Origin of the sequence: Zhongshania sp. R06B22, assembly GCF_040892595.1 — a bacterium.
Lineage (GTDB): Bacteria > Pseudomonadota > Gammaproteobacteria > Pseudomonadales > Spongiibacteraceae > Spongiibacter > Spongiibacter arctica.
In genome coordinates this window covers 1,508,808-1,534,970 of sequence record NZ_JBFRYB010000001.1, presented here as the reverse complement: position 1 = coordinate 1,534,970, position 26,163 = coordinate 1,508,808, and the positions used below count along the sequence as shown (strand labels likewise).

The window sequence follows — 26,163 nt, the reverse complement described above, 5'->3', positions numbered from 1 at the left end:
ATACAGATAGCCCTCGACAAATACGGCTATGCACGTCAGTGGCGCGGCGCTTGCGCGTATAAGACAGCGGATTTTGTCGGTATACTTCGCCTCTTTTACAGAGCCAGCCCACTTCCCGCTCATGCAAAACCACTTACAGCGAAGCCCTCACCGTGTCGACTAGCGCAAAGACATACGACGTGATCATTCTTGGTGCAGGCGCATCGGGCCTGATGTGTGCGATCACCGCAGCCCAGCGTGGCCGCCGCGTACTGGTATTAGAAAAAGCCAATAAGGTGGGCAAAAAGATACTGATGTCTGGCGGTGGACGATGCAATTTCACCAATCATTTCGTCGAAGCCGACAACTTCATTTCTGCCAATCCGCACTTTTGTAAAGCCGCCCTAAACCGCTATACCCAGTGGGATTTTATCGGCATGGTGGAACGCTATAATATTCCCTATGAAGAGCGCCGTCACAGCCAGCTTTTCTGCCTAAACTCAGCCAAAGATATTCTAAATATGCTGCTAGAGGAGTGTGCCGGGGCCGGCGCAGAGATTCGCACCCATTCGGAACTTGTCTCAATAGCACCTTGCCAAGTAGACATTGCGGGCTCATCACGCTATCAACTGACCGTAAATCAGCAGGACACCGAGCAAGAATTTCATTGCCAATCCTTTGTGGTGGCATCCGGCGCGCTCTCCATTCCCACCCTTGGCGGCAGTGGCGTCGGTTACGATATTGCCAAGCAGTTCGGCTTAGCGCTAACTAAACGCCATGCCGGCTTGGTCCCCTTTATGTTTAGCGACGCCATGAAACAGTTCTGCGAAAAGCTCGCCGGCTTGGCACTGGAAGTGGAGCTTTCCACCAATAAAGTGAGCTTTACCGAAAACATTCTATTTACCCATCGCGGCATTTCTGGCCCGGCGGCGCTGCAGATCTCAAATTACTGGGACCCCGGCGACGTCATCACTGTGAATATTCTGCCCGGTATTAACGCCGCTGACTGGTTAGTCAATGCCAAACATAGCCAGGCTAAAAGTCTGCTAAGAAGCGTGCTAAGCCATAAACTAGCCAAGGGTTTGGTCGCCGAACTGCAGTGGCTGTGGTGGCATGAACAGGCCGACAAGCCGATGGGGGAGTTTTCCGACAAACAGCTCATAGGCATCGGTGAAAAACTCAATAACTGGCAGTTAAAACCGTCTGGTACCGAGGGCTACCGCACCGCAGAAGTCACCCGTGGCGGCGTCGATACCGCCGGTATCAGCTCCAAAACTATGGAGGCCAAAGACCAAGCCGGACTCTACTTTATTGGTGAGGTAGTTGACGTGACTGGCTGGCTGGGGGGCTTCAATTTTCAATGGGCATGGTCATCCGGTTATAGCGCCGGCCTTGTGGTTTAATACCCACACTTTACTGACAGCGCAAAGCCCGGCGATAAATCCAGCTATGCCGCAGCGCCGTAAAGATAGGCACTATTCTAGCGCCACGGTATCAAACGTATGGAAACTCCTGACTCATTGCCAATCACCGTCGTTATTGGCGCGAGCGGCGCCTTAGCGTCTGCCTGTATTCACGCCGTCAGTGCGATGGCTGACACCTCGCACATAGTGGCTATTAGCCGAGCCCGCCCGGCCATCCCCGAAACCGAGGGACTTAGCTATCTACAATGTGACAATTCCGAAGCGGAGATTGGCAAATGCATTGCCGAACTCTCCCCGTTACGCGGCAAAATTAACCGTGTCATTATTTGTAATGGTCGCCTGCATGACGACAATATCAAACCAGAAAAGCGCTTAGAAGACATCAGCGCTGAGGCCATGATGGCCATTATGCAAAGCAACACCCTCACGCCCATGCTGTGGATGAAAGCCTTAGCGCCACTATTAAAATCACCCCAAGCCTGTGTCATGGCAGTGTTCAGTGCGCGCGTTGGCAGTATCGCTGATAATCATCTCGGCGGCTGGTATAGCTACCGCATGTCGAAAGCCGCTTTAAACATGGGCATTCGCAGCGCTGCTATTGAATACGGCCGGCGCGCAAAAAATGTTCGCTTAATCGCCTTTCATCCCGGCACCACCGACTCGGCCCTGTCGCGGCCGTTTCAGGCGTCCGTACCAGAGGGCAAGTTATTCTCTCCTGCCTTTGTCGCAAACAGTCTACTTGAGCTAATGCAGCAGACCGCCAACACTCTTGAAGACTCGCCAGCAGAAGCGACATTTATCGACTGGGAGCACAAAACTATTCCGTGGTAGAATAGCGCGCTTTCCAGTACACCACGACGCCTCTTAATGCTCAGACTCAACGACTTGAAACTGCCGCTAGACCACGAAGAAGCGGCCCTACGTAAATCCATTCTGGCCAGACTGGGTATAGAGGACGCGGATCTTCACTCAGTCGCCATATTCAAGCGCAGCTATGACGCCCGCAAAAAAGGCGATATCCAGTTAATTTATCAATTAGATATCGCGGTAAGCGAAGCCTGCGAAGCCACATTACTGGCGCGTTTTGCAGGCAAGTCCTTTCTTGGTCCCAGCCCCAATACTGAATACACACTACTCGCTCAGGCACAAAGCAACTTCCCAGCAGCAGATCAGCAGCGGCCGCTGGTTATCGGCTTTGGCCCCTGCGGCATTTTAGCGGCCTTAGTGCTTGCGCAAATGGGACTTAAGCCCATTGTGTTAGAGCGCGGCCAAGACGTACGCCAGCGCACCAAAGATACTTGGGGGCTGTGGCGCGAGGGTAAACTCAATACCGAATCCAATGTGCAATACGGCGAAGGCGGCGCGGGCACCTTCTCTGATGGCAAGCTTTGGAGCCAGGTCAAAGATCGGCGTTTCCTCGGTCGTAAAGTCATGACCGAATTTGTTAAGGCCGGCGCACCCGAAGAAATATTGATGGTCAGCAAGCCCCATATTGGGACCTTTAAGCTGGTTAAGATGGTGGAAAATATCCGCGCTGAAATTACCCGCCTAGGTGGCGAAATTCGCTTCGACACCAAAGTAGAAACCATTCACCGCGAAGCGACTAGCGATGATCAAGGCCAAATCACCGGCTTAACCTTGAGTAGCGGCGAACACCTGCCAAGCAGCCATGTGGTTCTGGCTATTGGCCACAGCGCCCGCGACACCTTTGAAATGCTTCTAGATCAAGGCGTTTATATAGAGCCTAAACCTTTTTCTATCGGCTTTAGAATTGAGCACCCGCAATCGGTTATCGACGCAGCGCGATTTGGCGAGCAAGCCGGCCACCCCATTTTAGGTTCGGCCGACTACAAGCTTGTTCACCACTGTAAAAATGGTCGCAGCGTATACAGTTTCTGCATGTGTCCCGGTGGCACGGTAGTGGCAGCCACCTCTGAAGAGGGCCGGGTGGTCACCAATGGCATGTCGCAGTACTCGCGCAATGAGCGCAATGCCAACTCCGCTATTGTGGTCGGCATTGAGCCAGAAAAAGATTATCCCGAGCACATATTAGCGGGTATCGATTTACAGCGCTCCTTGGAAACCTTGGCGTATCAACTCGGCGGCGAAAATTACAATGCCCCGGCGCAGCTCGTTGGCGACTATTTGCGCAACACGCCATCAAGCGAGCTCGCCAGCGTCACGCCCTCGTATAAACCCGGTGTGTCTTTGGGCGATCTATCAAAAGCGCTACCCGACTTTGCCAATGAGGCCATTCGTGAAGCGATCCCCGCCTTTGACAAACAGATCAAAGGTTTTGCCATGAACGACGCCATCCTCACCGGCATAGAAACCCGCACCTCGTCGCCAATATGTATTAAACGCGGCAAGGATTATCAAAGCCTAAACACCCGCGGACTCTATCCCGCAGGAGAAGGCGCAGGCTACGCTGGAGGTATATTGTCAGCCGGTATTGACGGCATAAAGATCGCGGAAGCCGTGGCCATCGATTTGCTAAAGCTGGATATCGCCATACCCAGCGGACGTTAAGCCAGCTCGAACACTAACTGCTCACCGTCCACAGCCGCTGAGCCCCCGGTTCAAAAATGACCGCAATAAGCCCAAGCTCCGCAGACGCGAATAGCTTAGAATAGGCACGGCTATCACATTACACACTCACACAGGCATAGGGAGGTTATTGCATGATATCTCTGCAAGAGCAGCTTCTTAAAGCAGGCATGGTCGACAAGAAGAAGGCCAAGCAACTTAATCAAGAAAAGCGCAAGCAAGTTAAGCAGGCCAAGGCCACAGGCCAAGTCATTGTTGACGAAAGTAAAGAAGCCGCCAAACGCGCCCTTGCCGAAAAAGTCGAGCGCGATCGCGAACTCAATCGTCAGCGCCAGGCCGAAGCCGACAAGAAAGCGATTAAAGCCCAAATCATTCAGCTGATAACGCTAAACAAGATTGACCGTAGACGCGGCGAAATCGCCTATCAATTCACTGATGGCAAAAAAATCAAAAAACTATACGTCGACGCACTCTTGCAAACGCAATTAATCAAAGGCGTGATTGCCCTGGTTAAATTAAGAGACGGCTATGAGTTAGTGCCTGCGGCCATTGCCGATAAAATTGCCCAGCGCGACGACAGCGCGGTGCTAGTGCACAACACCAAAGTCAGCAACGATGCCGTGGAAGAAGACGATCCTTACGCAGCCTACCAAATCCCCGACGACCTAATGTGGTAATGCACTATCTTACATACTGACACCAGTAAACCCGCAGACGCCGCCTTACATGTCCTGCAAACAATTTACGGCTACGACGCCTTTCGCAACCAGCAAGCGGAGATTGTAGATCACCTTGTTAATGGCGGTGACGCGCTGGTACTCATGCCAACGGGCGGCGGTAAGTCGCTATGTTTTCAGGTTCCCGCGCTGGTTCGCGAAGGCACTGCTATTGTAGTTTCCCCGCTGATCGCACTCATGCAAGATCAGGTGATGGCGCTGCGTCAGAACGGCATTAGAGCGTCATTTTTAAATTCCAGCCAAACTGCAATGGAAGTTAACGGCGTAGAGACCGCGTTGATGAATGGCGACTTGGATCTACTCTATGTGGCGCCAGAACGCTTAATGATGCCGCGCATGCTCGACCTCCTAAGCCGAGCGCCGCTGGCCTTATTCGCCATCGACGAAGCCCATTGCGTATCCCAGTGGGGCCACGACTTCCGGCCCGAGTACATCAAGCTATCGATTCTCCACGAACGCTTTCCCGATATTCCACGTATCGCCCTCACCGCCACCGCCGACGGCACAACGCAGCGGGAAATCATCGAGCGCCTGTCACTGCAAGAAGCTCGGGTTTTCAACGACGGTTTTGACCGACCCAATATTCGCTACCGCATTACCGAAAATCAGGGCAACGCCCGCGAGCAATTACTACGCTTTATTCTGAACGAGCACGAAGGCGAAGCCGGCATTGTGTATTGCCTGTCGCGCAAACGGGTAGACGAAGTCGCCCAGTGGCTAAGCACCAAAGGCATGACCGCACTGCCCTACCATGCAGGCCTGGGCAACGAAATGCGTCAGCAACATCAGGAGCGGTTTCTACGCGAAGACGGCGTCATCATCGTCGCCACCATTGCCTTCGGTATGGGCATAGACAAACCCGATGTACGCTTTGTGGCCCACTTAAATTTACCCAAAAGTATTGAAGCCTATTACCAGGAAACTGGTCGTGCAGGTCGTGACGGCTTGCCCGCCGATGCGTGGATGGCCTACGGCCTGCAAGACGTGATTACCCTCAGACAAATGCAGGGCAACTCCACGGCAGAGGAAGGCCGAAAACGCCTAGAACAACATAAATTAGACGCCATGCTCGGACTCTGCGAACTCGCCACCTGTCGTCGCCAAGCCTTGCTGCGCTATTTTGACGACAACTTAGATCATCCCTGCGGCAACTGTGACAACTGCCTCACACCGCCAGAAACCTGGGACGCCACCGTTGCCGCACAAAAGGCACTGTCCTGCGTGTACCGCACCGGGCAGCGCTTTGGCGTAAGTTATTTAGTAGATGTATTACTCGGTAAAGAACAGGACCGGATTAGCCAATTCGGTCACGATAAAATTTCCACCTACGGTATTGGCACCGAGCTAAACAGCACCGAGTGGCGAACCTTATACCGCCAGATTATTGCTCGGGGCTTATTACATATTGATGTTGAAGGGCACGGCAGCGTGCAACTCACCGACACCGCCCGGCCGGTATTAAAAGGTGAAGAACAACTGACTTTGCGGAAAATGGCCAAAATCAGCAAGAAAAGCCAAGGCCGCAAAACCCGCACTTTTTCTGGCGCCGCAAACAACACCTTATGGGATGCATTGCGCGATCACCGTAAAATCCTGGCAACGGAACAAAGTATTCCCGCCTATATGATTTTCCATGATGCCACCCTCGCTGAAATGACCGAGCGTCAACCACAAAACCTAGAGCAGCTTGGCCGCATATCCGGTATCGGCGAAAGAAAACTAGAGGCCTATGGTCAGGGATTTTTAGATATTATTCTGGCGACTGCCGGCAGTGACAATGATCAAAATGACGGCATCAATGACACCGCCGCCAACAGTATTTCTCTTTTAAAACAGGGAAAGTCGCCAGAAGATATCGCAAGCGAGCGCAAGTTATCTACTAACACTATCTACGCCCACCTCTGCCAAGGTATCGCCAACGGCGAACTTGCACTCAGCGACGTAATCAGCCTGAATGAAACACAAATAAAAGAAATTCAATTTGCTTTTGAGCTAAGCGAAGACGGCAAAATGAAAGGCGTCTTTGAGGCCTTAGACGGCGAGTACGATTACAATATTTTGAAAGCGATCAAAGTATCGCTAAGTATTTAGACTGCCGCAGTAATCGCTCAGATTACTGAGCGTTTATACATTCATGGCATAGCAATTAAAAACCAGAACTGCAGAAACCTGTCCGCCGATGATAGCGCGATGTTTAGTCGTTTCCCGAAGGATTCATAACAGGCACTAACACCTCATTCCGGCGCATAAACCAGGGAGTGAATGGCGCGTTGTAACGCGCCCATTCCGCCTTGCCCACTACCGTGAAGCCTTTTTCCTCAATCCAAGCGTCCAGCTTTGCCTTATTGAGTAGATACGATTTTTCACTCCAAAAGCCCGAGTACCGAATCGCGGCGATGTGGCGAGCAGGCACCTGACGCAGGACCACCATGGGGTCTTGTGGTTCAGGTAGAGTCTCCAATGAATAGCTTGCGGGCATCATAAAGCTGACCGCCCACTGGTCATTTTCACGCTGCTGCCCCACAGGCGAAGTCATATCGATCTTCTCACTGGCTGCGCCTTGACCAACCGGGGCAGTCATTTTTAGTTCTTCACGAGACTGATTATTGCCGGATATATACTTAAAAAGTCGCCTGAAGGCTTTACTGCCGGCCTCGTCAAACTCTCCGTCTACTAGGGTTTCAGCAATAAGATGGGGCTCGTAAAGTCGCAACTCAAAGGATTGCTCCTTGAGTTCGACCGCGTATTCCGCTTCCTCTACCGCCATAGCATTTCCCAGCCCCAACATCGCAGCAACAAAAACCAATGCCGCCCTTAGTAGATTTCCCATATTAGCCCGCCTTCTTTTTGAACTGCGTCAAACCCGCACGCAGCTTGTGAAGTAGCATAAATTCCTTCAAACGATCTAGCATTGCGCCATCATAGGCGCTCTCACTATTCGCCGCAGCAACTTTCACTTTGAGTAAAGACGGCACGTAAAATACCGTCAAAAAAGCTAGCTCGGCGGCAGGGTCTTATCAGTAAGAAACTGCCTTAACTCTCGCACTTCTTGGCGCAAAAGTTTCAATTCTCCGTGCAGATCATTATCTAGCACGGTTACTGCCTCGATGGTTTCTTTGTGCTCCTGCTCGCTAAAGGTTTGCATCGCATTAACAATAATCGCGATGAACAAGTTCAGCATGGTAAAGGTAGCAACTAAGATAAAGGGTATAAAAAAGGCCCAGGCGTAGGGGAAGGTCTCCATAACAGGCCGCGCTATGCCCATAGACCAGCTTTCCAGTGTCATAATTTGAAACAGCGTGTACAAGGACATGCCCAGGCTACCAAACCACTGCGGGTAGTCCTGAGCAAACAGGTTGGTGGCAATAACTGCAAATACATAATAAATAATCAGCAAGACAACGGCGATTGAGATAAGACCGGGAATGGCACTGAGCAAGGCTCCCACCACGCGGCGCATAGACGGTATCATCGTAAGCAGACGCAGCACCCTTAATACCCGCAGCGCACGCAATACCGAGAACGCGCCACTCGTCGGAATAATTGCAATGGACACCACCGCAAAATCAAACAGACTCCAGGGGTCTTTCCAAAACTTGAGCCGATAGACATATATGCGGCAGGCGATCTCCGCAACAAACACCGTCAGTATTGCTTGATCAAGGAATACTATATACGTCCCCATCACCGCCATGGCCCCGCTGGAAGTCTCCATTCCCAAAAGTATGGCGTTTAGAATAATCAGCGAAATGATCACTCTTTGGGTCACTGCGTTTTCAATAAATAACGTTAGCTTTGCCTGCAAAGGTGATTCTCCAATTCTCGCAATAGTAGGGCTCACGTATTGTAGCGAAGCTACTATCCCTTGCTAGCTATTATTTAAGCTCCGTCTGCTTGCGATGCTGCACTGGCATGTAAAACCGCCCTAGTATGGCATTCCCAAACGCTCTCTCCCGCCACAAATAGCCGACACTCCCCATGCGCCATGGTATGCCAGACCTCGTTATTGGTCAGGGCTTGGGTGGCGATCATGGTAACAATATCGTTATCTGTGGTTACTTCTGCAAAATCAATACTTAGGTCTTTATCTGACAATTGGGCAACTCCGAAGGGCGCACGCCGAGTGATCCAACATAGCTTAGTGGAGCAAAAGCAAAACAGCGCATTGCCGTTGGTCAGTAATAGATTGAAAACACCAAGCTTATTTATCGATTCGCACAAACCGCTTAAATAGTCCGCCCATACCTGTGGATCAGGTGCCGCATCGAAGCGTGCCGCCAAGGAATCCATTAGCCAGCAAAATATACGCTCACTGTCGGTGCTACCTATGGCTGAAAACCGGGTATTTGCCAGATCTAAAGCGGCGGGCACCTGACCATTATGCGCGTAGCTCCAGGCTTGCCCCCAAAGTTCGCGCTGGAAGGGGTGGGTATTTTCAAGCCCCACACCGCCCACATTCGCCTGCCGAATATGGCTTATTACAATATGGCTCTTGATGGGGTAATCACTTAAGAACTGGGAAAGCTTGGAGCCGTGGCTTGGCATATAGTCTTTAAACTCTCTAACTCCACCCTCCTCGTAAAATACGATACCCCAGCCATCCACGTGGGGACCGGTCTCACCACCTCTGCGGCTAAGACCTGCAAAACTAAAGCAGATATCGGTAGGAACATTGGCACTCATTCCGAGTAATTCGCACATACTGGATTGCTCCTTGGGTGGTGGACTAGCCGGTGACAGCCCCTTGCGCAGCCAAATAATTTAACAATACTCGGCGTATAACTTATGCGCCCTAATCAGCCACGGCCCAAACTTACTGTGCTTCGCTTAGACCTCTTGCTTTGCGCGCGTCATTTATTCCGCCGACATTGGATACATTAGTATATCCAGCATCGAGTAATGCCGATCTTGCTTTGCTGGCTCTGCCGCCACTGCGGCAATACAGGATTATTTCGGTATCCTTATCGCTAAACATTTTATTCGCCTCGGCAACAATCTCGCCATGTGAAATACGAGTGTCGCCTTCGATATTGTCAATCATATGCTCGCCGGCGCTGCGCACATCAATCCACACCGGGTCTGCATAGGAGATAGAAGAAAAAGGTATGATAATAAAAAAAACACAGCAACTTATTAATTTCCGCCAATTCATACACAAACCTCATTTCTGAATAAAAAACCACTGAGATGTAAATACTCAAATAAGCAGACGCGCATCTCTGAAAAATACTATTAACGACTACTGGGGAAACTGGTAAAAATAAGATTATTTTAAAGTCTTGCTAGCCATTTTCATTGACGAATTTTAAAACAGCGGCAATCGCTAAAATTGCAATACCTACTAAATCGATTATAGCTACCTTGGCAATAGCTCCATTGTAGTCACCAACAGCACAAACAAAATATAAAAACCCAAGCATTGAAATTGCGGCCATTATCACCGCTGCAATCTGGTAGCTGGGATTGAATACTGAATAAAGTATAAACCCACCAATAATACCAAATAGCAAAGCTCGGTGACGCATTAAGACAACGATATCGTTGCCGACTAATTCAATTGAATAGGCATTCGATAATCTGTCTGCTGACATAACGCCAATAACGGGAACAAAGTTTATAAGGCCCACAATGAATAATAATATTGAAATGGCTATATTCACATTATAATCCTTAATAAAGCCGGCTCAGAGCGGCTAAATAATACTGCTCGCTTAATCATCTTTAAATGCATCCATATGAAACTCCGCAGCATCTTCCACTTCCTTAAAACCGCGCTCCATTAGTTTCTCCGGGGCTTCACCACCGGCTAGAACTTCTAATACAGTGTGAACACCACGGGACAGGGATTTTAGGTTGTAGCCACCCTCAAGCACAAAAGCCAGCCGACCTTCGCAGTGCTTATCAGCAATGCCCTGAACGATACTAGTGAGCATTGCAAAACCATCATAACTAAGGTTTAGGGCCATATCGTTACGGTGAGCGTCAAAGCCTGCAGAAATCAGAACCAGATCCGGCTTAAAATAATCTGCAGCGGGAATCAGTATCTCTCGAAATGCCTTTTCAAAGGCGATATCTCCGGCATCTTCGGGAATCGGCACATTGATATTATAGCCTTCACCAAGCCCACCCCCAACTTCTTCGAGATGGCCGGAACCAGGGTAGAAAGGTGCAGCGCAGTGGATATCAAAGAACAAGACATCGGGATCGGCCCAGAAGATGTCCTGAGTCCCGTTGCCATGATGGGCATCCCAGTCAACGATCAGAATACGCTCGCAACCGAGTTTAGCCTGAGCATGAGCCGCGGCTACGGCGACGTTATTAAATAAGCAAAATCCCCGCGCTCTCACCGGTTCGGCGTGATGCCCCGGTGGCCGAACCAGTGCAAATGCACTTTGCGATTCGCCTCTCACCACGCACTCAACCGCAGCGATAGCACTACCCGCCGCCGAGGTCGCCGCCTTGATGGAATTCGGCGACACCGCGGTAGTATCACTATCTAGCCACGCGGTCTTCCCCTCCAGGGAGAATATATGATCGAGATAAGAGGTCGTATGAACCCGTCCCAGCTGTTCATAACTGGCCTGCTGGCCCGCTTTGAATTGAACACCGGGTATTGGCTCGGCGTCCAGTAACTCCTTGATCGCGTTCAAGCGGCCCGGATGTTCCGGATAGCTCCATTTGAAGTCCAGATCTTTGAGGATATTTCTGACCCGCTTCTCCACCCGACTGGGCAAAAAGGGCAAATCAACTTCGGGATTATGACCAAGCATAAGCTCGTCATAAAAAACTGTGACACTGCGATCACCAATCACTAAACACCTCCCACTGCCGCTAATTACATGCTGTACCAAACCTTCTACGAACTTTATCCCAGCTTACTCTTAACTAAACTGGTAAATGCTGCGGCGCGAACACCGGTAACCTCAAAGCCCAGTCTTTTCCAGGTAGCCTCAGCTTCTTTATTAGAAATCGCGTACTCTAGAATGAGCTCGGGTACATCGCGGCTTTCGGCAAACGCTATCAACCGCCTCAGCATTGCACTGAATATACCCAGCTTGCGAAACGCCGGCTCCACCCAGATATCATCAATAATGCCAGACGTATACTCATAGTCACCCGCCTGCTCCCATATGCCTTGGCTACGCACAATATAGACATAGGCCATGCCGACAAGACCGGTATCTGGCAGCTCCGCAACCACCAGTAGTTTATCGCTATCGCCAAGGGCTGCCGCGAGAAAATCTAAGAGGCGTTTGCGTTCTTTTCTCTTCAGCTTTTGCGAAGGTGGACCAGTCACATGGAGCGCTAACTTAACCAGGAAATCTACCAGCACCGGAAGATCACCGTCCTCGGCCTTGCGTATTAATAGATCTTTACGGCTGTACGTTTTTGCAAGCATAGAACACCACCCGCATCCAAAAAAAGAGATCAGATTTATTTCATATCGCTAGAAGACCATAGCATGATCTGCCACTTTTGCGCGGCAAACCGATCTTTGAAACACCATTTTCCATAATAATTTTTCAGCGCTATTTACTTAGCTATTATCTTCAGAATCAATGCCAAACAACAATACCAGATGCCACGACGCTCAGCTAAGGTAAGGTATCGAAAAGGCCGGTATACCGATCGCCAATGCGGATGAAGTCATAAGGAGAATAAATACGAGAGCCTGCTTCAGCTTTGATGTCTGAGGCTAAAACAGAAGGGATTATAGAGGGGCAAAAAAATTTACGGCGCTAGAAACAGCAAAGCCTAGCTTCCCGCTGGGAAACTAGGCTTATAAAGTCAAGGATCTATACGTAGAAGTCTAGGTCTTCCTGTCTTTTGAGTAGATCCCGCATCTTGATGGGATTGTCACCAAAGAAGAAGATCAGGCCCCAATGGGTACCAAAAGCTGCCCGATCGGGCACCGTCTCTTCTGCAGGCGCAACTAACTCGTGGGATTCGAAGTAGGGATGATCAATCGTCTCAGCAGGCATTTCGAGCTTGCTGATCACCCGACGCCGCGGATACACGCCAAAGCAACCTGCATAGCCCTTGGCGTCGACCACCTCGCGAGGAAAGAAGTTATCGACCTCTTCTTTGGTGCTATTAGGATCGAAGACAAGCATAGACGCCTGATACGCATTAAATCCGTACGCTTTCTCAATAAGTTCGAAAGCCTTAAACCCTGGCGGACGATAGGCAACTTCGCCAAAGTACATTTCGCCGTCAGCGGTCACAAAGTACTCGGGGTGAATGAGACCGAATTTAATCTCAAAAGTCTTGATAAGCAGCTCAATCTGCTTGGTAATCGCTGGACGCCAGCTCTCAAGCTGCTCAGTAGCCGGCACGAAAACCGAGTAACCCAAAGTTACGTACTCAGAAATATTAAGGAACTGAATTTTACCGTCGTGAATCCAAGCCTCAACGGCAAACTCCCAACCATCCAAGTGACTTTCCATCAACAGTGGATATTCTTCATCAGGAATGTTGTCGATTTCTTCTACCGTGCGAATCATTCGGTGGCCGAGGCAACCGGCTTTGTCGAATGCCTTAACGTGAATAGGATCATCCGGGTCACCGTCAAGTTTAAGCAGTGTTTGATTGACACGTTTCATGAAGCGAACGATATCTTCCTTCTCGTGGGCCTCCTCAAAAATACCAACACGAATACCGCCAAGCTGAGCGCGACGCTTCATCAGTGCCTTGTCGCGAAACAGAATAGACTGACCATACATCCGAGGACTGTCGAGTAGCACCGAGTTAATGGCGCCGGACCACTCTACCGTTTCCTCAAATAATGGTATGGCTACATCAACGCCTTCCGCCTTTAGCGTTTGCGCAATCTCCATAGAGCGATCATTCAGGCGGGTGAAATCCCATGCTATAAAGGGAATCTTATTGGCAGTACAGAAATCCGCTGCCCAATCCGGAGCAACCACGATATAGCGGCGATCAAACTTCTGCGCGGCCTTAATCGCGTTGACGCTCCAGCCAAGCAGCGCAATATAACCTTTGTTGGGGTCCTTTGGAGTTTCAGTTCCTTTCACGGAATCCATGTCGGGTTCTAGCCAGGCAGCTACCGCGTCTGACATTTGTTTTTCTGATTTGATCGACATTCAATATTCTCCTTTTATGGTTAACCCATACAGCTGCGCCCTCATAGGGGCGAGTTTTCGGTGAACTGAGCAATTAGGCAATCTCGCTTACAAGAGATTGAGTGACCAAACACTAGGTGAGACATTGCGGCTCATGGAGGTTCACTGGGCTTAATTTCAGCGGGTCAGTGCGTCCCAATCTCTGCGTCAATATAGCTTATTTGGCCGCAAATTGAAACCACGACAGCAAAGCTGCCGACTCCTAATGCGCTAACTCAGTGAAAATAACGATACCTTATAGCTGAATTTATAGACTTATTTATGATTTATAAAAAATATTATTTTTAATAAAAAAGTTTCAACACAAAAAGTTGACAAAACCCAAATCGAGCACTAAGACGCCACAATAAAGATGACAGCCCTCATAACATCTGAGCGCCAACTGTAGCGCTTAATAAAAAATAGAGCGCATTCAAAAAAACAATAAGGCCATCTATATAGCTCAAAAAAATACGGGAATTAGAAAGAAAATATAGCCCCGCTTAATTCAGCATAATAACGCCGCAACTAGCAAAGACTGGTCGCGGCGAGCTGATCTGACTTTTAACGAATTAGACCCAAATCGGTTTTATTCATCATCGACTAGGCTGTAAGCGCCGTCAGCATCATGAGTTTCACGACCAGTAACCGGCGGGTTAAAGGCGCAAATTAAGCGCATATCCTCGGTACCGCCGTGCAGCAAGTGCTTGTCATGCTTGTCTAGCGCATAGAGTGTGCCGTCAGTGATCTGATGGGTTTCACCGGTTTCCAGGTCTGTAATCGAGCCATTACCAGCAACACAGTAGACAGCCTCAAGATGATTTTTATACCAGAACTCGTGCTCTGAACCTGCGGGAATAATGGTTTCATGGAAGGAGAAACCCATACCTTCTTTTTTAAGCAAAAGGCGGCGGCTAACCCAAGGAGACTCGACGCCGGCTACTTCGCGTTCAGTTCCGATAACGTCCTGGACTCTGACAATTTTCATGTTAATCCCTTTTTAGTTAAGTAACTATTACGAATAAGCACTACAAATATCTACCAGTATAGATCCTGCTTCCATATTTATCTTAATTTTAATTTACAGAGCAGTCGCAAGAATAAAATTAAACGCCGTGTAGTCTATCACATAAAACGCCGCCACAGAATTGTGGCAAAGAAACCGCCCTTAAAAGCGGAGAAGGAGAACATAAATTAAATTTCGAACTAAATTTTTTATTGTCCTATGACTGAAAATTATAAAGACACACTCAAAATCTCAGCGACCAACCGTGGCACCTCTGAACTTGCTAAGCCATAGCGATGCTCGGAAAACGTCGACTGCACGGCAGACGGCTCTAAATTTATTTCCATCGTGTTTGCGCCAGAAATCCCAGCCTGACGAACAAAACCTGCTGCGGGATAGACATTACCGGAGGTGCCTATGGCAATAAATAAATCGCAGGTTTCCAGCGCCTGGTATATGTCTTCCATTTGCAGAGGCATCTCACCAAACCATACCACATGCGGCCTCAAGGCCCCGCGCATACCGCAGCATTCGCAGCGATCATCAACGCTTATATCGCCTTTTATGGGATATAAGATATCGGTGTAGGCACAGCGCATTTTGAGCAATTCGCCATGCATGTGAATAAGCTTATTAGACCCAGCTTGCTCGTGAAGGTTATCGATATTTTGAGTGACAATTAACAGTTCACCATCAAATTCCTGCTCGAGTTTTGCGAGGGCGAAATGCGCGGCATTGGGTTTTACCGCGTCGCTTAATAATTGCTTACGACGCCCATTATAGAAATTTTGTACCAACACTGGGTCTGCAGCAAAACCCTCAGGGGTGGCCACATCCTCAACGCGATGCTCCTCCCACAAGCCATCTTCGGCGCGAAAGGTCTTTATACCTGACTCTGCTGAAATACCAGCGCCAGTGAGGATAACAATACGTTGGTATGGCATAAGCAGGCTCTATGTCCGTTTAAAAATGAGATTTTTCCACAGCCAGACGACAAGGCCGGTGACAAGGCAAATGACAGCCGGCCAAAAAGTAAATAGCGCTAAGATTCCTAGACCGACTGGATTAGGATTGGAGTCAGGCCAAATTCCAATTTTTGCTAATACGGTGACGAGCAACAAGGGGCCCGGCCCCAAAACAAACAAGCCCCAGGCAATTTTATTGATCAATAAATCAAAGTATCTGGGATTATTCATCCTTACTCGCCACCCGCACAACAGCGAAAATCAGCCCTGTATTTAACTTAAAACCAAGGTCGGCGACCAACAATATAGCTTTGCTCAAAGTCATCATCTGATTTAGTGATATATAAGATGAATTCAATAAACGCAATAATGGCGATAGCCATAGATGGCAGGCCGAGCAGAATAAATCCGAACAAGAAGGTCAGCAACATTATGATGCCTTGCTTATTGTAGCCAAGGTAAAATTTATGAGCACCAAGCCCCCCAAAGAAAAACGCCAGCAGCGCAGCAGCAATTTTTCGGGATGATACCGGCGCAATCGTTTTATCCAAGTATAGTTGCTGGGCGCTTTCGCCATCGACAACAAAATCGACAAGAAGGCCTGCACGGGCCGCGCCTTCGCTTTTCCATTCACCACCCACAAAGTGATAGCGCTTTCCGTCTTCGGCAGCGATAACACCCTCGGCCGACACGGAATTAAAATCGAGAATTTTGCCCTTCATAAATATCCAAACCTTGGTCAAATAGTAAGTTGATCATCGAAGCCCTATTTACTCAGCATAACTCGCTACCATGCTGCGGGCCAATGTCCTAGCTAGCTCTTAGCACTTATGTCTTTTTGCCAAAACAGGGCCGGGCCCTGTTGTGGATCGAGTTCATAGGCCGCAAAACCGCAGCGCTGATACACCGCCTTAGCAGCAGTATTACCCTGCAATACTTCGAGGGTTAATTTGCAGCACCCCCGCTGCACAGCAAGACTTTCAATCTCGGCCATCAGGCGCTTAGCCAAACCACGCCCACGATACTCCGGCAACACAATCACATCATGAATATTCAGCAGCGGCTGGCACTTAAAAGTTGAAAAACTCTGCAACGCCGTGGCTAATGCCACGGGGCTTTGCTCATCGTAAATCAAAATAGTGGCGGCATTGGGAACGGTGGCAAGTGCATCGCAGAGATTGGCCAACACATCATCGGGCAGCGGCTCGCCACCACCCATGGGGTCCATGGCGTAGTGCGCCATCAACATCTCTATCGCCTCACGATCCTTGCCGGCCTTATAGTCCGCCAGCTTTAGCTGCATACAGTATTCACCTTATTTTGCCTGGTCATCGAGTTCACCAAATTGATAAAAATCACTGGGGAAATTCGATCTCTTCTGCTCCCGGCCCAAGGGGCTGACCGAAACTAAACTCAACAAAGTTGCCATCTGGGTCGCGCACACCGCAGTAGTAGCCAACCGGGTAGTCGTTATCGCGGGTTTCCCAAACCAGAATCCCGTCCGCGCGTGCACGGTCTGCAATAGCATCAACGGCGTCACGACTTTCCATCGCGAAGCCCAAATGCGAGAAGTCATAATCGTTTTGCTCCCTGCCCGGGCCACCGGGAAGCAGCACTAAAATGAAATCCTTTTCCCTGCCCGGTTCAGCCATCCAAGTCACTTTGCCGCTGTTGTGTGGTCTTTCATGCACGACACGCATGCCCGCATAGCCGCGATAGAAATCAACACAGGCGGCTAAATCGTGAACGTGCATGGCAATATGTGTCAGTGAGGTGGGCATTGGAATCCTCCTACTTTTTAGCAAAAGCACTATCTAAACAATGACGATAGCAAGGCCCACCAACAAGGTCGAGTGTCTGCACTGGGCACCCAGCAAGACATTAGTGTCATCGACCCTAGATTTCCACCAGGCCCGCAGAAACGTCTTTTACCGTGCTGCGCAGCCAACGATGGGCAGAGTCATTCTGCAAGCCATTGGCCCATACCATCCAAACCGGAATGGCTGGGATGTCAGTGGGAAATTCAAACCATTGTAGATCAAAGGCTTTCTCATACACCTGATATAAACGCGCCGGCAACACGGCGAGAAAGTCGCTGGCCGCGACCACCGGCAGCATGCTCGAAAAATGCTGCACCTGTGCTGCCTTTTTACGCGGGAAGGTCTGACTACCCAAAACCTGCTCTAGCTGGCTGCGCTCGCGACTGCGAACGGGCAAGAACACATGCTCTTCGCTCAGGTATTGATCCAGCGATAAGCGGTGTTTGGACATGGCGTCAAGACGCGGGTGAGCACGCCTAGCAATAACAATCAGTTTTTCAGCGCCGACCTGCTCAGCTTGCAGAGCATCGGAGTCTGGCCTGACGTAGTCCACCAAAAGGTCGATATCCATGCGCTGCAGCCTGCTGATAGTATCTTTCTCTAAGCCCTTTGTTTCCAGCGACAATCCCGCACCGCTGCGCTTTAATAGCGCAATCAAGGGGCCTAGAGCCACCGATTCAAAATAGTTATCGACCACCACCGTAAAGTTGCGCTGAGCCCGCTCGGGATCAAAGGTCTCATCGGCCACTAAAGTGCTCCGTATTAAGGAGAGCGCCTCACAAATCGGCGGGTATATGGCGATGGCGCGAGGGGTGGGAACCATGCCCTGTCGAGTACGAGCAAAAAGCTCGTCGCGAAAGGTTAACCGCAAGCGTTGCAACGCGGCGCTCATCGCAGGCTGACTCAAGCCAATGCGATCTGCCGCACGGGTCAAATTACCCTCAATCATCAGGGCATCAAAACTAGCGAGTAAGTTCAGGTCTACCGAACGCAGATTTATCATTATTATCACCTTCATGGATAATAGGTATATTAAATATCTAATATACAAATAATTCTAGTGGGCTAAGCTGTCCTCACAATAAACAAGCGTGGTAATTCGTCATGGACACATACGTCACCCTTTCCGTTATCGCCTTTATCGGCGCAGCATCATTGTGGGAGCTTCTGGCGGGCCGCAACAGCGATGGCAGAAAGAGCAAAGAGGACTGGGGCATGGCAGTATTGGCCTCAGTCACGCTCGCAGCGGTGCAGCGCCCCGCACTGGTCTTTGCCACCGCGTGGCTAGGGCGCATATTGGTACCGGAATTTGAGGGCGGTCTTGGGTGGCTGCAAGAGGTTTACTTTTGGCCGGTGTTACTGGCCTATATCTGTATTGAAGAGCTTCTTCACAGCGGTGCTCACTGGTTTTCCCACGCCCGTCGTATGCGCTGGAAACCCCTGCTGTATGCGCAGCAGCTCTTTAAAATTGGTCATCGCCCCCATCATTTTTCTGGTACCAATGATGGCAAGGGTGAGATCACAGTTACCCAGACCTTTGTTGAGCACTCGCTGTTTTGGTTCATCATGCCTAACTTTTGGTTCCAATTTACCTGTCTATATCTTGGCCTGACCGAAGTCTTTCTCTTTGGCACGGCGTTTAAGGGCCTGTGGGCCGCTCACAATCACGTGAACTGGAACTATGATCTGTACTTCTTAAACCACCGCTGGGCCTGGGTACGCAAAACCATGTATGCGCTCTGTCATGTACTCACATTTCCCACACAACATCACCACCATCACGCTCGCGGCAAAAACTCGGCAAAGAATATGTGCAATCTTCTGTCGATTTACGATTGGCTGCTGTTCGGCACCCTCGCCATCGAAACCGAGCGCCCCAAGCAATACGGCTGGAAACAATCAGCACAAGAAGAACACAATATATGGCACCGCTACTTTGCAATTGATATGAAAAAACTGGGTTAATCCTAAGCCACCACTAGTTGTGCGCCAAACTAGGGCGCGCAGCTAGTAATGAGTGTTATAAAGTGCGGCAGCTCACGAAACAGAAAAGTTTAATGCCTTAAGCATTAATATTTTCGGTGAAAACATTATACTTCGTTATCTGAATTTCCTTATTTGTCGATGCATTAACTAAACCATTAGCGACTGCATTTAAGACAATATAATAACGAGGCACCCTATGCTCCCGTACTCGCGCTACGTCACCCAGCTAGTCATATTCCTTTTAGTCGCCATGCTCTCCGCCTGCGGCGGCAGCTCTAGCTCGTCGTCTCGCAGCAATACTGGTGACAATTCTGGCGGCGACAACACCGGCCAAGCGGAAAGCAAAAATCACTTTGATCAGATCCTCACCGGCTTTGACGACGAGTCTGTGGCCTTTACCGTATACATACCCGAAAACCCCCAGGGAAAGCAGGTGCCGCTGATCCTCCACAGCCACGGCTTTGGGCTGTCTCGAGCTAAGAATCTTGAAGACCCCAATATTTTTGAAGCCGTCATCACCAACGATATCTCAGGCGAGGTCGCCCGCCGAGCTTGGCTAGAACGCGGCTTCTACGTCATTAGTTTTGATCAGCGCGGCTTCGGTGAAACCTCAGGCAATATCACCGTAATGGACCCCGATATCGACTGCCGCAATGTGTCGCAAATCATCGACTGGGCAGAAGAAAACCTCGTAAACCTTAGCTCAGAGGGCAGCGACCCGCTTATTGGCTCAATCGGCCTATCTTACGGCGGCGGATTTCAAACCGTGTGCTCAAGTGTCGATAAGCGCTTTGATGCCATCGTACCGCTAGCAGCCTGGAGCGACCTACCCTACAGCTTATACGCCAATAATACGCCCAAGAATATTTGGTTAGACATTCTAACCGTCGCCTCTATGGGCAAACTCGAACCTTATCTTTTCGAGGCCGTTATCGGCGCCACCACGACGGGAGAAATAGCCCCAGAAACCATAACCCGCTTAGCTGGGCACAGCCCACTGTCGTTTTGTGAAGGCGAGCGCAGCGACGGCAGAACCTTATCAACCGCCGACGCACTATTTATTCAGGGCAGCAACGACGTACTCTTTAATATTAACGACGCCGTAGTGAACTATGAATGCTGGAAGGGACAGGGCCGCGAAGCGCATCTATTTGTTCAGCGTGATGGCCATATTTTACCGCTACTGCAAACTGCTGGTCGGCAGATTTTATTTGATACCGAAACCACCCTGTATTGCGATGATAAAACCTATCCCACCACCGATTTAGCACTGAACTTTTTAGCCGACAAACTTCAGGGAGGTAACAGCACCGCCACAATACCAGACGTATGCTTTAGTCTTTCCGGTCAGGAATCCGGCACAACAAGCAACGAAGTCAAACGTGGCGGCTCACTTAACAACGTCGCTGACACACAGATTATTCCAGGCGGCCTCAGTAACGTCATCGATCTGCTAACGGCCCTGCCACTGCAAACCGTACTCGCTACAGTGACCTCACTACCACTAGAAGCCACCAGCACCTTAATTGCTGTCTTAACAGCCAGTGCCGATCCCACGTCGCTGATAAATTATCTTGATGACATCGTGAACTTGCTGCCCAGCGAGCTAATCAGCCAATTAGTTGCCAAGGGTAAATTTATTCCTCTGCAAACAATGGCTAATGACGGCGTATTGGCGGGCATTCCACTCGCCATGCTAAATATCAGCGGTGGCAATGGTGACGGCAATCTTTTGTATATCGGTTTGGGAAAAATACCTGCCGCCGGCGGCGATGCTTTCTTAATTAACGATCAAGTATTGCCCATTCGCGGCAGCGGCCTAGTGGCACAAGAAATGATTGGGGTTTCTGAGCCAGTGGCAGCCGGCGACACTATTGGCTTAATGGTATACGGTTTCCACCCCTACTTTACCCACATAAGCAGCATTACCCAGCCGCCGATTCCTGCCGCCATTAGCGGTACAATCGATTTTCCCTTCGTCGCAAGCAGCGCCGAATAAATCTTTCACAAGCGGTCCAGCCCGTCGCTGGTGGTATTTATTATACCGTCAGCGGCACACTCCCCTCACCAAAATCATCGTAAGCGGTCAATAAACCACATCTAAGAATTTACCCATGGCCGGCTTACTCTTCAGTTTTTAACTGCCGAGCCATCTATGAACACAATCCACAACGAGCAACACTGGAAAGATCACATCGCCGCCTAGCAAGGCTAGCGGGCAAGCTCAATCTGAGTATTGCAAACGCATGAAATCAAATTCCGCAACTTAGCCTATTTAAGCCGCTACAACGGGCACTATGCCGTTCGTGGCGAATATAACCCCGTAACCGTTTTAATCTATACTCGTTAATATTCTCTTTCTCAACACATAGCGGGAGCAACTATGCTGGAAATTTTCGAGCAAGAAGCCACAAATGTAATAACTACTGTTATCACATTGCTGCCAGACCTACTCGGTGCGGTATTGATGTTATTGCTTGGTTGGTTGCTGGCGAGATTTTTGAGAATGGCGATAACGCGGCTTGCGAGAGCATTCAATACGCTGGTGGCGGGACGTTTTTATGGCACCAACAGTGAATTTGCTCGCATTCCCACAACGGTGCAACAGCTGTTAGGCGCCACAGTTTTTTGGGCAACAATATTGGTTTTTGTGGCTGTTTCTGTTCGCCTTATGGGGTTTGATGGAGTGGCTCACTGGCTGGAACGCCTTGTGGTTTATCTACCCTCTTTACTTTCTGGCGGACTGATTATTATCGCTGGCGCGATTATTGGCAGCGCTTCCAGAAAGCTGATCACCCATGCAGCTGAAACTGCTGACATTGCTCGACCAGAGTTATTGGGTCAATCCTCCCAGGTCGCTTTTATTGTTGTTGGTTTGATTATTGGACTAGGACAGATTGGCGTTGATGTTACCTTTCTGATTATGCTTTTCGGCATAGTATTGGCGACGGTACTGGCAGGGTTTTCTCTCGCCTTCGGCCTCGGCGCCAAACCCTTAGTCGAAAACTTAATTGCCAATCAGCATCTCAAATTGTTAGTCAAACCCGGCCAGCAAGTTGCTTGTGGGTCGCTGCATGGCCGCGTACTGGAATTTACTGCCACCGGTGTTTTACTCGAAACTGAGCACGGCCGAACGCTATTGCCGGCAAAGCTTTTTATGGAGCAAAGTCTAAGTTTAATTACATCGGAGAAAAAGGATGGCAATTAATCCGCTCAGTCTCGACTTTTTAACTCAGAAGCCCGGAATGGCTGCGCGTGTATTGCAAAGCCTAGAGGCACAAGAGTCCGCTATTTATCTCGCTAACGATATTCCGATTCGGGTGGTAGCACCGGTCATTGAAAAGATCGAAAGCTGGCCCGCCGCACGTATCCTTGAGTGCATGCCTTTAGATAAAACCTGCGCGGTGTTGAGTGTTCTGAAGTATCCAGTGGTTGCCGCCATAATGCGTCTGGTTGACCAGCAGCAGCGTCAACTGATCGTGGAGCACTTGCCAAGTCAGTTAGTCAACGCACTCAAGCGTTCACTCAGCTACCCCGAAGATACTGTGGGTGCTTGGATGGATGATCTGACTCCCCACTTCTCTCGGGAGCTCACTGTGGGCGACTGTCTTGCCGTACTCAAGAAAGCCCAGCAATCTTTTGAGCTAATTGTAGTCATCAATGACAAGCACGCGATTGATGGTGTGATTTCACCAAGCGCTCTACTGATAAGCGCGCCCCAGCGTAAGCTTAAAGAAATTACTGACTCCGGCTGCGTAGCTTTAGCCGCGAACAATAGCTTACCAGTCGCAAAGAAAGCTGAGGGGTGGAGGCGTTACAACACCTTACCTGTTCGAGACAGTAACGACATTTTTGCAGGAACAATTAATCGAACAGCATTGATGAGTGCGATGTTAATGAGTCAGCCTGCACGAAAGACTACCCCCGAGGATACCTTACTCGGGCACTTAAGTAGTGCCATGGTGGCCACTGCAACTGGCCTTCTTGCAATAACCACGAGTGGCATGGGAACTGCCCGAACAGAGGAAAATAGTGATGACCGCAAACGCTAGTAAGGAAGCAATATTCGAGGCGGTAGATGATACATTGGCTCGCCGCTTTTTGCTGGATTACCCTGGGGATGCGGCTCAGATTATAGAAGATCTCGATCTTGCCATGGTTGCTAAGGTGTTGAGTAAGCAAACACTTTACGTGCAACTACCAGTATGGCAGCTATTAGTACCCAATGTTGCTGCGACTCTATTACAAGCTATACCCAAGCAGCTAGGCAAACAGTTGCTGAGTGAGCTGCCTCCGCATTTCACGGTAAAAATACTGGGTCAGTTCAATGAGGAGCGTTTGCAAGCATTTTTGCAAATACTGGACCCGGAGGTTCGACTCGAATTAAAGACCTTAATGGCATACCCCCCAAACACGGCTGGTCGTCTAATGGATACTCGAATCAATCATTTTCGCGGCGATATGACGGTCGATCAAGCGGTAGTTTTACTTCGAAAAGCAAAAATGAAAACAGCTCGCTCATTGTTTTTGGTTGATGATGTCGGCCGACTTTCGGGTAAAGTTCATCTGCAGGACATCGCTATTGCGGAGCCCGGCACGGTTCTTGAAAATCTCACGCAGCCGGTATCTGCTGCGATTCAAAACACCGCGCCCAACGAAGAGGTCACAGAATTATTTGAGAAGTTAAAGCTGTTCGACTTGCCCGTGGTCGATTTTAATAATCAGCTGCTGGGCATTATCTACCACGACAGCTTGCTGCAAACATCGCGACAAGAGTCTTCATCTGATCTGTTGGCGATGGTCGGTGCTAGCCGCCAAGAAGGAGCATTGTCTAAATCTGTCTTCGCAGTAAAGAAGCGAATGCCATGGCTGCAGATCAATTTGATTACGGCCTTTATGGCGGCATCAGTTGTTGCCTTATTTGAAAATACCATCGCCCAATTCACTGCGCTTGCGGTACTACTACCAGTGGTAGCTGGGCAGTCAGGAAACGCCGGTGCGCAAGCACTGGCGGTGACCATGCGTGGCTTAGCATTGCGAGAAATCACCACTAGGCAATGGACTAGAGTAATGCGCAAAGAAGTGGCCGCAGGGTTTATGAATGGCGTTTGTATTGCCGTAACCTGCGGGCTGGGGGTTTATTTGTGGAGCGGATCGCTTGGCTTAGTTATCGTTATTTGTTCGTCAATGATACTGGCGATGGTTGCAGCAGGATTTGCCGGCGCCCTAGTCCCCATCGTGCTAGTGCGTTTGGGGCAGGACCCGGCTCAAGCGTCATCAATTATTCTTACGACGGTGACTGATATTGCCGGGTTTTTTGCTTTCCTGGGCATCGCTACGATGCTGAGCGGTATGCTGTAACTTTAGGAGCCTTCTGGCGCATTGCCTTCAGGTATATTAGGTGGCAGCTCGGTAATTTTAGGGCTGCGCCGGCGCCGTGTTTTAGCGGGTACCATATCGCGCATAGAGTTCATTTTGCCAAAACATAGCAGTTTGTCATTGGGCTCAAGAACACGATCTGCCCGCGGGTTCGGAATGACTTTTGAGCCCCGGTATAAGGTGAGTACGTTAATATCTTGCTCTCGCAGATTGGTACCTTGGATGGTACTGCCAACAAATTTTGAACCTTCAGGCACATAAATTTCACTGACACCATAGCCTTTACTAACGGTTAGTCTCTGGCGCACATCGATCTCGGGAAAGTCCACCTGTGCTGCAATGTAATCGATAACTGCACCGGCTACATCCAGGCCAGTGCAGGTTTCGATGCCTTCCAATCCGGGTGAGGAGTTCACTTCCATTATTTGGGGTCCAGATTCGCTTTCTAGCATATCGACGCCTGCAACGCGCAAGCCGGTAATTTGGGCAGCGCGAACAGCGGTTTCTATATACTCGGGAGAGAGCTCGACCGCTTCGGCGACACCGCCTCTGTGAACATTGCTGCGAAACTCCTGGCCTTGTGCCACTCGACGCATTGCCGCAACCACGCGATCACCGACGACGAATGCTCGAATGTCTTTGCCTTTGCTTTCCGCGACAAATTTTTGAATTAACACATTCTGTTTTTGACTCTGCAACAGCTCAATAATGGATTCAGCTGCTTGTACAGTTTCGGCAAGCAAAACCCCTATACCTTGAGTTCCTTCGATCAATTTAATGATGACGGGGGCGCCGCCGACCCGCTCAATGGCAGGCAAAACATCTTTCTTGTCGCGTACAAACGTCGTTCGAGGAATGCCAATATGATGGCGGCTGAGTATTTGCAGGCTTCGAAGCTTATCTCGGGAGTTACTAATACCGTGGGCAGTATTAGCGCAAAATACGTCCATTTCCTGGAACTGCCTAACCACGGCGGTACCATAATAGGTGATCGAAGCGCCGATACGAGGTAGCACCGCATCGTAGTGGCTTAAGGGTTTTTGTCGATAGTAAAGGTCAGGCACGCCTTGCTGTAGATCAATAGCAAACTTGAGGGTATCGAGAACTTTAACGTCGTGGCCTCGTTGCAGTGCAGCCTCTTTAAGGCGCATGGTGCTGTAGCTTTTAGGGCCGCAGGATAAAATTGCAAGTTTCATAA

Annotated in this window: 26 protein-coding genes and 1 pseudogene; 10 read left to right on the top strand and 17 right to left on the bottom strand. The window is 49.7% G+C overall.

The window, feature by feature from the left end; translation table 11 throughout:
- The first annotated feature begins 212 nt into the window (after positions 1 to 212).
- The 5 genes from AB4875_RS06980 to recQ all read left to right on the top strand — a co-directional run bounded on the left by AB4875_RS06980 (position 213) and on the right by recQ (position 6,778).
- Positions 213 to 1,382, top strand: a complete 1,170-nt coding sequence (locus tag AB4875_RS06980; protein ID WP_438273531.1) for a BaiN/RdsA family NAD(P)/FAD-dependent oxidoreductase — start codon at positions 213 to 215, stop codon at positions 1,380 to 1,382.
- 99 nt (positions 1,383 to 1,481) lie between these two features.
- Positions 1,482 to 2,234, top strand: a complete 753-nt coding sequence (locus AB4875_RS06975; RefSeq protein ID WP_368375331.1) for an SDR family oxidoreductase — start codon at positions 1,482 to 1,484, stop codon at positions 2,232 to 2,234.
- A gap of 36 nt (positions 2,235 to 2,270) precedes the next feature.
- Entirely contained in the window at positions 2,271 to 3,932 is a 1,662-nt protein-coding gene (locus AB4875_RS06970) for an NAD(P)/FAD-dependent oxidoreductase (protein ID WP_368375330.1), read from the top strand.
- Positions 3,933 to 4,084: 152 nt separating this feature from the next.
- Positions 4,085 to 4,627, top strand: coding sequence for a DUF2058 domain-containing protein (locus AB4875_RS06965; RefSeq protein WP_368375329.1), 543 nt, complete (start codon positions 4,085 to 4,087; stop codon positions 4,625 to 4,627).
- 6 nt (positions 4,628 to 4,633) lie between these two features.
- Positions 4,634 to 6,778, top strand: a complete 2,145-nt coding sequence (gene recQ / locus AB4875_RS06960) for a DNA helicase RecQ (RefSeq protein WP_368377057.1) — start codon at positions 4,634 to 4,636, stop codon at positions 6,776 to 6,778.
- A gap of 103 nt (positions 6,779 to 6,881) precedes the next feature.
- On the opposite strand, the gene AB4875_RS06955 is transcribed toward recQ, so the two are convergent.
- From AB4875_RS06955 to AB4875_RS06885, 15 genes are all read right to left on the bottom strand, one after another.
- A complete protein-coding gene (locus AB4875_RS06955) occupies positions 6,882 to 7,517 on the bottom strand; it encodes an SOUL family heme-binding protein (protein ID WP_368375328.1) in 636 nt (211 codons plus the stop codon).
- 1 nt (position 7,518) lies between these two features.
- Positions 7,519 to 7,662, bottom strand: coding sequence for a hypothetical protein (locus AB4875_RS06950; RefSeq protein WP_368375327.1), 144 nt, complete (start codon positions 7,660 to 7,662; stop codon positions 7,519 to 7,521).
- Between the two features lie 20 nt (positions 7,663 to 7,682).
- Positions 7,683 to 8,492 carry an ion transporter gene (locus AB4875_RS06945; protein WP_368375326.1) on the bottom strand — a complete coding sequence of 270 codons (810 nt, stop codon included), beginning with the start codon at positions 8,490 to 8,492 and terminating at the stop codon, positions 7,683 to 7,685.
- 74 nt (positions 8,493 to 8,566) lie between these two features.
- Positions 8,567 to 9,388: a class II glutamine amidotransferase gene (locus AB4875_RS06940; RefSeq protein ID WP_368375325.1), complete on the bottom strand. Its 822-nt coding sequence runs from the start codon at positions 9,386 to 9,388 to the stop codon at positions 8,567 to 8,569.
- A 112-nt stretch (positions 9,389 to 9,500) separates the two neighbouring features.
- Positions 9,501 to 9,839 carry a rhodanese-like domain-containing protein gene (locus AB4875_RS06935; RefSeq protein ID WP_368375324.1) on the bottom strand — a complete coding sequence of 113 codons (339 nt, stop codon included), beginning with the start codon at positions 9,837 to 9,839 and terminating at the stop codon, positions 9,501 to 9,503.
- Positions 9,840 to 9,969: 130 nt separating this feature from the next.
- Positions 9,970 to 10,347, bottom strand: a complete 378-nt coding sequence (locus AB4875_RS06930) for a hypothetical protein (RefSeq protein WP_368375323.1) — start codon at positions 10,345 to 10,347, stop codon at positions 9,970 to 9,972.
- A gap of 51 nt (positions 10,348 to 10,398) precedes the next feature.
- Positions 10,399 to 11,499 carry a histone deacetylase family protein gene (locus tag AB4875_RS06925; protein ID WP_368375322.1) on the bottom strand — a complete coding sequence of 367 codons (1,101 nt, stop codon included), beginning with the start codon at positions 11,497 to 11,499 and terminating at the stop codon, positions 10,399 to 10,401.
- Positions 11,500 to 11,552: 53 nt separating this feature from the next.
- Positions 11,553 to 12,086 (bottom strand): GNAT family N-acetyltransferase, encoded by a 534-nt coding sequence (locus AB4875_RS06920; protein WP_368375321.1) that lies wholly within the window; start codon positions 12,084 to 12,086, stop codon positions 11,553 to 11,555.
- 397 nt (positions 12,087 to 12,483) lie between these two features.
- Positions 12,484 to 13,791 carry an ATP-grasp domain-containing protein gene (locus AB4875_RS06915; protein WP_368375320.1) on the bottom strand — a complete coding sequence of 436 codons (1,308 nt, stop codon included), beginning with the start codon at positions 13,789 to 13,791 and terminating at the stop codon, positions 12,484 to 12,486.
- Positions 13,792 to 14,398: 607 nt separating this feature from the next.
- Positions 14,399 to 14,797: an ectoine synthase gene (locus AB4875_RS06910; RefSeq protein WP_368375319.1), complete on the bottom strand. Its 399-nt coding sequence runs from the start codon at positions 14,795 to 14,797 to the stop codon at positions 14,399 to 14,401.
- A 248-nt stretch (positions 14,798 to 15,045) separates the two neighbouring features.
- The gene (gene cobB, locus AB4875_RS06905; RefSeq protein ID WP_368375318.1) at positions 15,046 to 15,759 is read right to left on the bottom strand and encodes a Sir2 family NAD+-dependent deacetylase; all 714 of its coding nucleotides are present in this window, start codon (positions 15,757 to 15,759) and stop codon (positions 15,046 to 15,048) included.
- 299 nt (positions 15,760 to 16,058) lie between these two features.
- The gene (locus tag AB4875_RS06900) at positions 16,059 to 16,502 is read right to left on the bottom strand and encodes a TM2 domain-containing protein (RefSeq protein WP_368375317.1); all 444 of its coding nucleotides are present in this window, start codon (positions 16,500 to 16,502) and stop codon (positions 16,059 to 16,061) included.
- Between the two features lie 92 nt (positions 16,503 to 16,594).
- Positions 16,595 to 17,083 (bottom strand): GNAT family N-acetyltransferase, encoded by a 489-nt coding sequence (locus AB4875_RS06895; protein WP_368375316.1) that lies wholly within the window; start codon positions 17,081 to 17,083, stop codon positions 16,595 to 16,597.
- A 52-nt stretch (positions 17,084 to 17,135) separates the two neighbouring features.
- Positions 17,136 to 17,561: a VOC family protein gene (locus AB4875_RS06890; RefSeq protein ID WP_368375315.1), complete on the bottom strand. Its 426-nt coding sequence runs from the start codon at positions 17,559 to 17,561 to the stop codon at positions 17,136 to 17,138.
- Between the two features lie 115 nt (positions 17,562 to 17,676).
- Positions 17,677 to 18,603, bottom strand: coding sequence for a LysR substrate-binding domain-containing protein (locus tag AB4875_RS06885; protein ID WP_368375314.1), 927 nt, complete (start codon positions 18,601 to 18,603; stop codon positions 17,677 to 17,679).
- Positions 18,604 to 18,704: 101 nt separating this feature from the next.
- On the opposite strand from AB4875_RS06885, the gene AB4875_RS06880 reads away from it, so the two are divergent.
- The 5 genes from AB4875_RS06880 to mgtE all read left to right on the top strand — a co-directional run bounded on the left by AB4875_RS06880 (position 18,705) and on the right by mgtE (position 24,947).
- On the top strand, positions 18,705 to 19,565 hold the full coding sequence (locus tag AB4875_RS06880) for a sterol desaturase family protein (protein ID WP_368375313.1): 861 nt from the start codon (positions 18,705 to 18,707) through the stop codon (positions 19,563 to 19,565).
- A 217-nt stretch (positions 19,566 to 19,782) separates the two neighbouring features.
- The gene (locus AB4875_RS06875; RefSeq protein ID WP_368375312.1) at positions 19,783 to 21,585 is read left to right on the top strand and encodes an alpha/beta hydrolase; all 1,803 of its coding nucleotides are present in this window, start codon (positions 19,783 to 19,785) and stop codon (positions 21,583 to 21,585) included.
- A gap of 384 nt (positions 21,586 to 21,969) precedes the next feature.
- On the top strand, positions 21,970 to 22,794 hold the full coding sequence (locus AB4875_RS06870) for a mechanosensitive ion channel family protein (protein WP_368375311.1): 825 nt from the start codon (positions 21,970 to 21,972) through the stop codon (positions 22,792 to 22,794).
- The gene (locus AB4875_RS06865; protein WP_368375310.1) at positions 22,784 to 23,638 is read left to right on the top strand and encodes a magnesium transporter MgtE N-terminal domain-containing protein; all 855 of its coding nucleotides are present in this window, start codon (positions 22,784 to 22,786) and stop codon (positions 23,636 to 23,638) included. Before AB4875_RS06870 ends, AB4875_RS06865 begins: the two co-directional genes overlap by 11 nt.
- Positions 23,622 to 24,947, top strand: coding sequence for a magnesium transporter (mgtE, locus tag AB4875_RS06860; RefSeq protein ID WP_368375309.1), 1,326 nt, complete (start codon positions 23,622 to 23,624; stop codon positions 24,945 to 24,947). The genes AB4875_RS06865 and mgtE overlap by 17 nt, the downstream gene beginning before the upstream one ends.
- 2 nt (positions 24,948 to 24,949) lie before the next feature.
- On the opposite strand, the gene AB4875_RS06855 is transcribed toward mgtE, so the two are convergent.
- On the bottom strand, positions 24,950 to 25,222 hold the full coding sequence (locus AB4875_RS06855; protein WP_368377056.1) for a cation:proton antiporter regulatory subunit: 273 nt from the start codon (positions 25,220 to 25,222) through the stop codon (positions 24,950 to 24,952).
- A 15-nt stretch (positions 25,223 to 25,237) separates the two neighbouring features.
- Positions 25,238 to 26,161 (bottom strand): annotated as a pseudogene (gene rimK / locus AB4875_RS06850) (30S ribosomal protein S6--L-glutamate ligase); the annotation flags it as partial.
- Positions 26,162 to 26,163 lie beyond the last annotated feature (2 nt).

What these genes read in the sequence shown, in the direction of transcription:
- AB4875_RS06975 (WP_368375331.1), top strand. Translation starts at nt 1,482, where the DNA reads ATGGAAACTCCTGACTCATTGCCAATCACCGTCGTTATTGGCGCGAGC.
- AB4875_RS06890 (WP_368375315.1), bottom strand. Translation starts at nt 17,561, where the DNA reads ATGCCCACCTCACTGACACATATTGCCATGCACGTTCACGATTTAGCC.
- AB4875_RS06880 (WP_368375313.1), top strand. Translation starts at nt 18,705, where the DNA reads ATGGACACATACGTCACCCTTTCCGTTATCGCCTTTATCGGCGCAGCA.
- AB4875_RS06935 (WP_368375324.1), bottom strand. Translation starts at nt 9,839, where the DNA reads ATGAATTGGCGGAAATTAATAAGTTGCTGTGTTTTTTTTATTATCATA.
- AB4875_RS06910 (WP_368375319.1), bottom strand. Translation starts at nt 14,797, where the DNA reads ATGAAAATTGTCAGAGTCCAGGACGTTATCGGAACTGAACGCGAAGTA.
- AB4875_RS06865 (WP_368375310.1), top strand. Translation starts at nt 22,784, where the DNA reads ATGGCAATTAATCCGCTCAGTCTCGACTTTTTAACTCAGAAGCCCGGA.
- mgtE (WP_368375309.1), top strand. Translation starts at nt 23,622, where the DNA reads ATGACCGCAAACGCTAGTAAGGAAGCAATATTCGAGGCGGTAGATGAT.
- AB4875_RS06980 (WP_438273531.1), top strand. Translation starts at nt 213, where the DNA reads ATGTGTGCGATCACCGCAGCCCAGCGTGGCCGCCGCGTACTGGTATTA.
- cobB (WP_368375318.1), bottom strand. Translation starts at nt 15,759, where the DNA reads ATGCCATACCAACGTATTGTTATCCTCACTGGCGCTGGTATTTCAGCA.
- AB4875_RS06875 (WP_368375312.1), top strand. Translation starts at nt 19,783, where the DNA reads ATGCTCCCGTACTCGCGCTACGTCACCCAGCTAGTCATATTCCTTTTA.
- AB4875_RS06955 (WP_368375328.1), bottom strand. Translation starts at nt 7,517, where the DNA reads ATGGGAAATCTACTAAGGGCGGCATTGGTTTTTGTTGCTGCGATGTTG.
- AB4875_RS06915 (WP_368375320.1), bottom strand. Translation starts at nt 13,791, where the DNA reads ATGTCGATCAAATCAGAAAAACAAATGTCAGACGCGGTAGCTGCCTGG.
- AB4875_RS06900 (WP_368375317.1), bottom strand. Translation starts at nt 16,502, where the DNA reads ATGAAGGGCAAAATTCTCGATTTTAATTCCGTGTCGGCCGAGGGTGTT.
- AB4875_RS06870 (WP_368375311.1), top strand. Translation starts at nt 21,970, where the DNA reads ATGCTGGAAATTTTCGAGCAAGAAGCCACAAATGTAATAACTACTGTT.
- AB4875_RS06920 (WP_368375321.1), bottom strand. Translation starts at nt 12,086, where the DNA reads ATGCTTGCAAAAACGTACAGCCGTAAAGATCTATTAATACGCAAGGCC.
- AB4875_RS06970 (WP_368375330.1), top strand. Translation starts at nt 2,271, where the DNA reads ATGCTCAGACTCAACGACTTGAAACTGCCGCTAGACCACGAAGAAGCG.
- AB4875_RS06940 (WP_368375325.1), bottom strand. Translation starts at nt 9,388, where the DNA reads ATGTGCGAATTACTCGGAATGAGTGCCAATGTTCCTACCGATATCTGC.
- AB4875_RS06885 (WP_368375314.1), bottom strand. Translation starts at nt 18,603, where the DNA reads ATGATAAATCTGCGTTCGGTAGACCTGAACTTACTCGCTAGTTTTGAT.
- AB4875_RS06895 (WP_368375316.1), bottom strand. Translation starts at nt 17,083, where the DNA reads ATGCAGCTAAAGCTGGCGGACTATAAGGCCGGCAAGGATCGTGAGGCG.
- AB4875_RS06965 (WP_368375329.1), top strand. Translation starts at nt 4,085, where the DNA reads ATGATATCTCTGCAAGAGCAGCTTCTTAAAGCAGGCATGGTCGACAAG.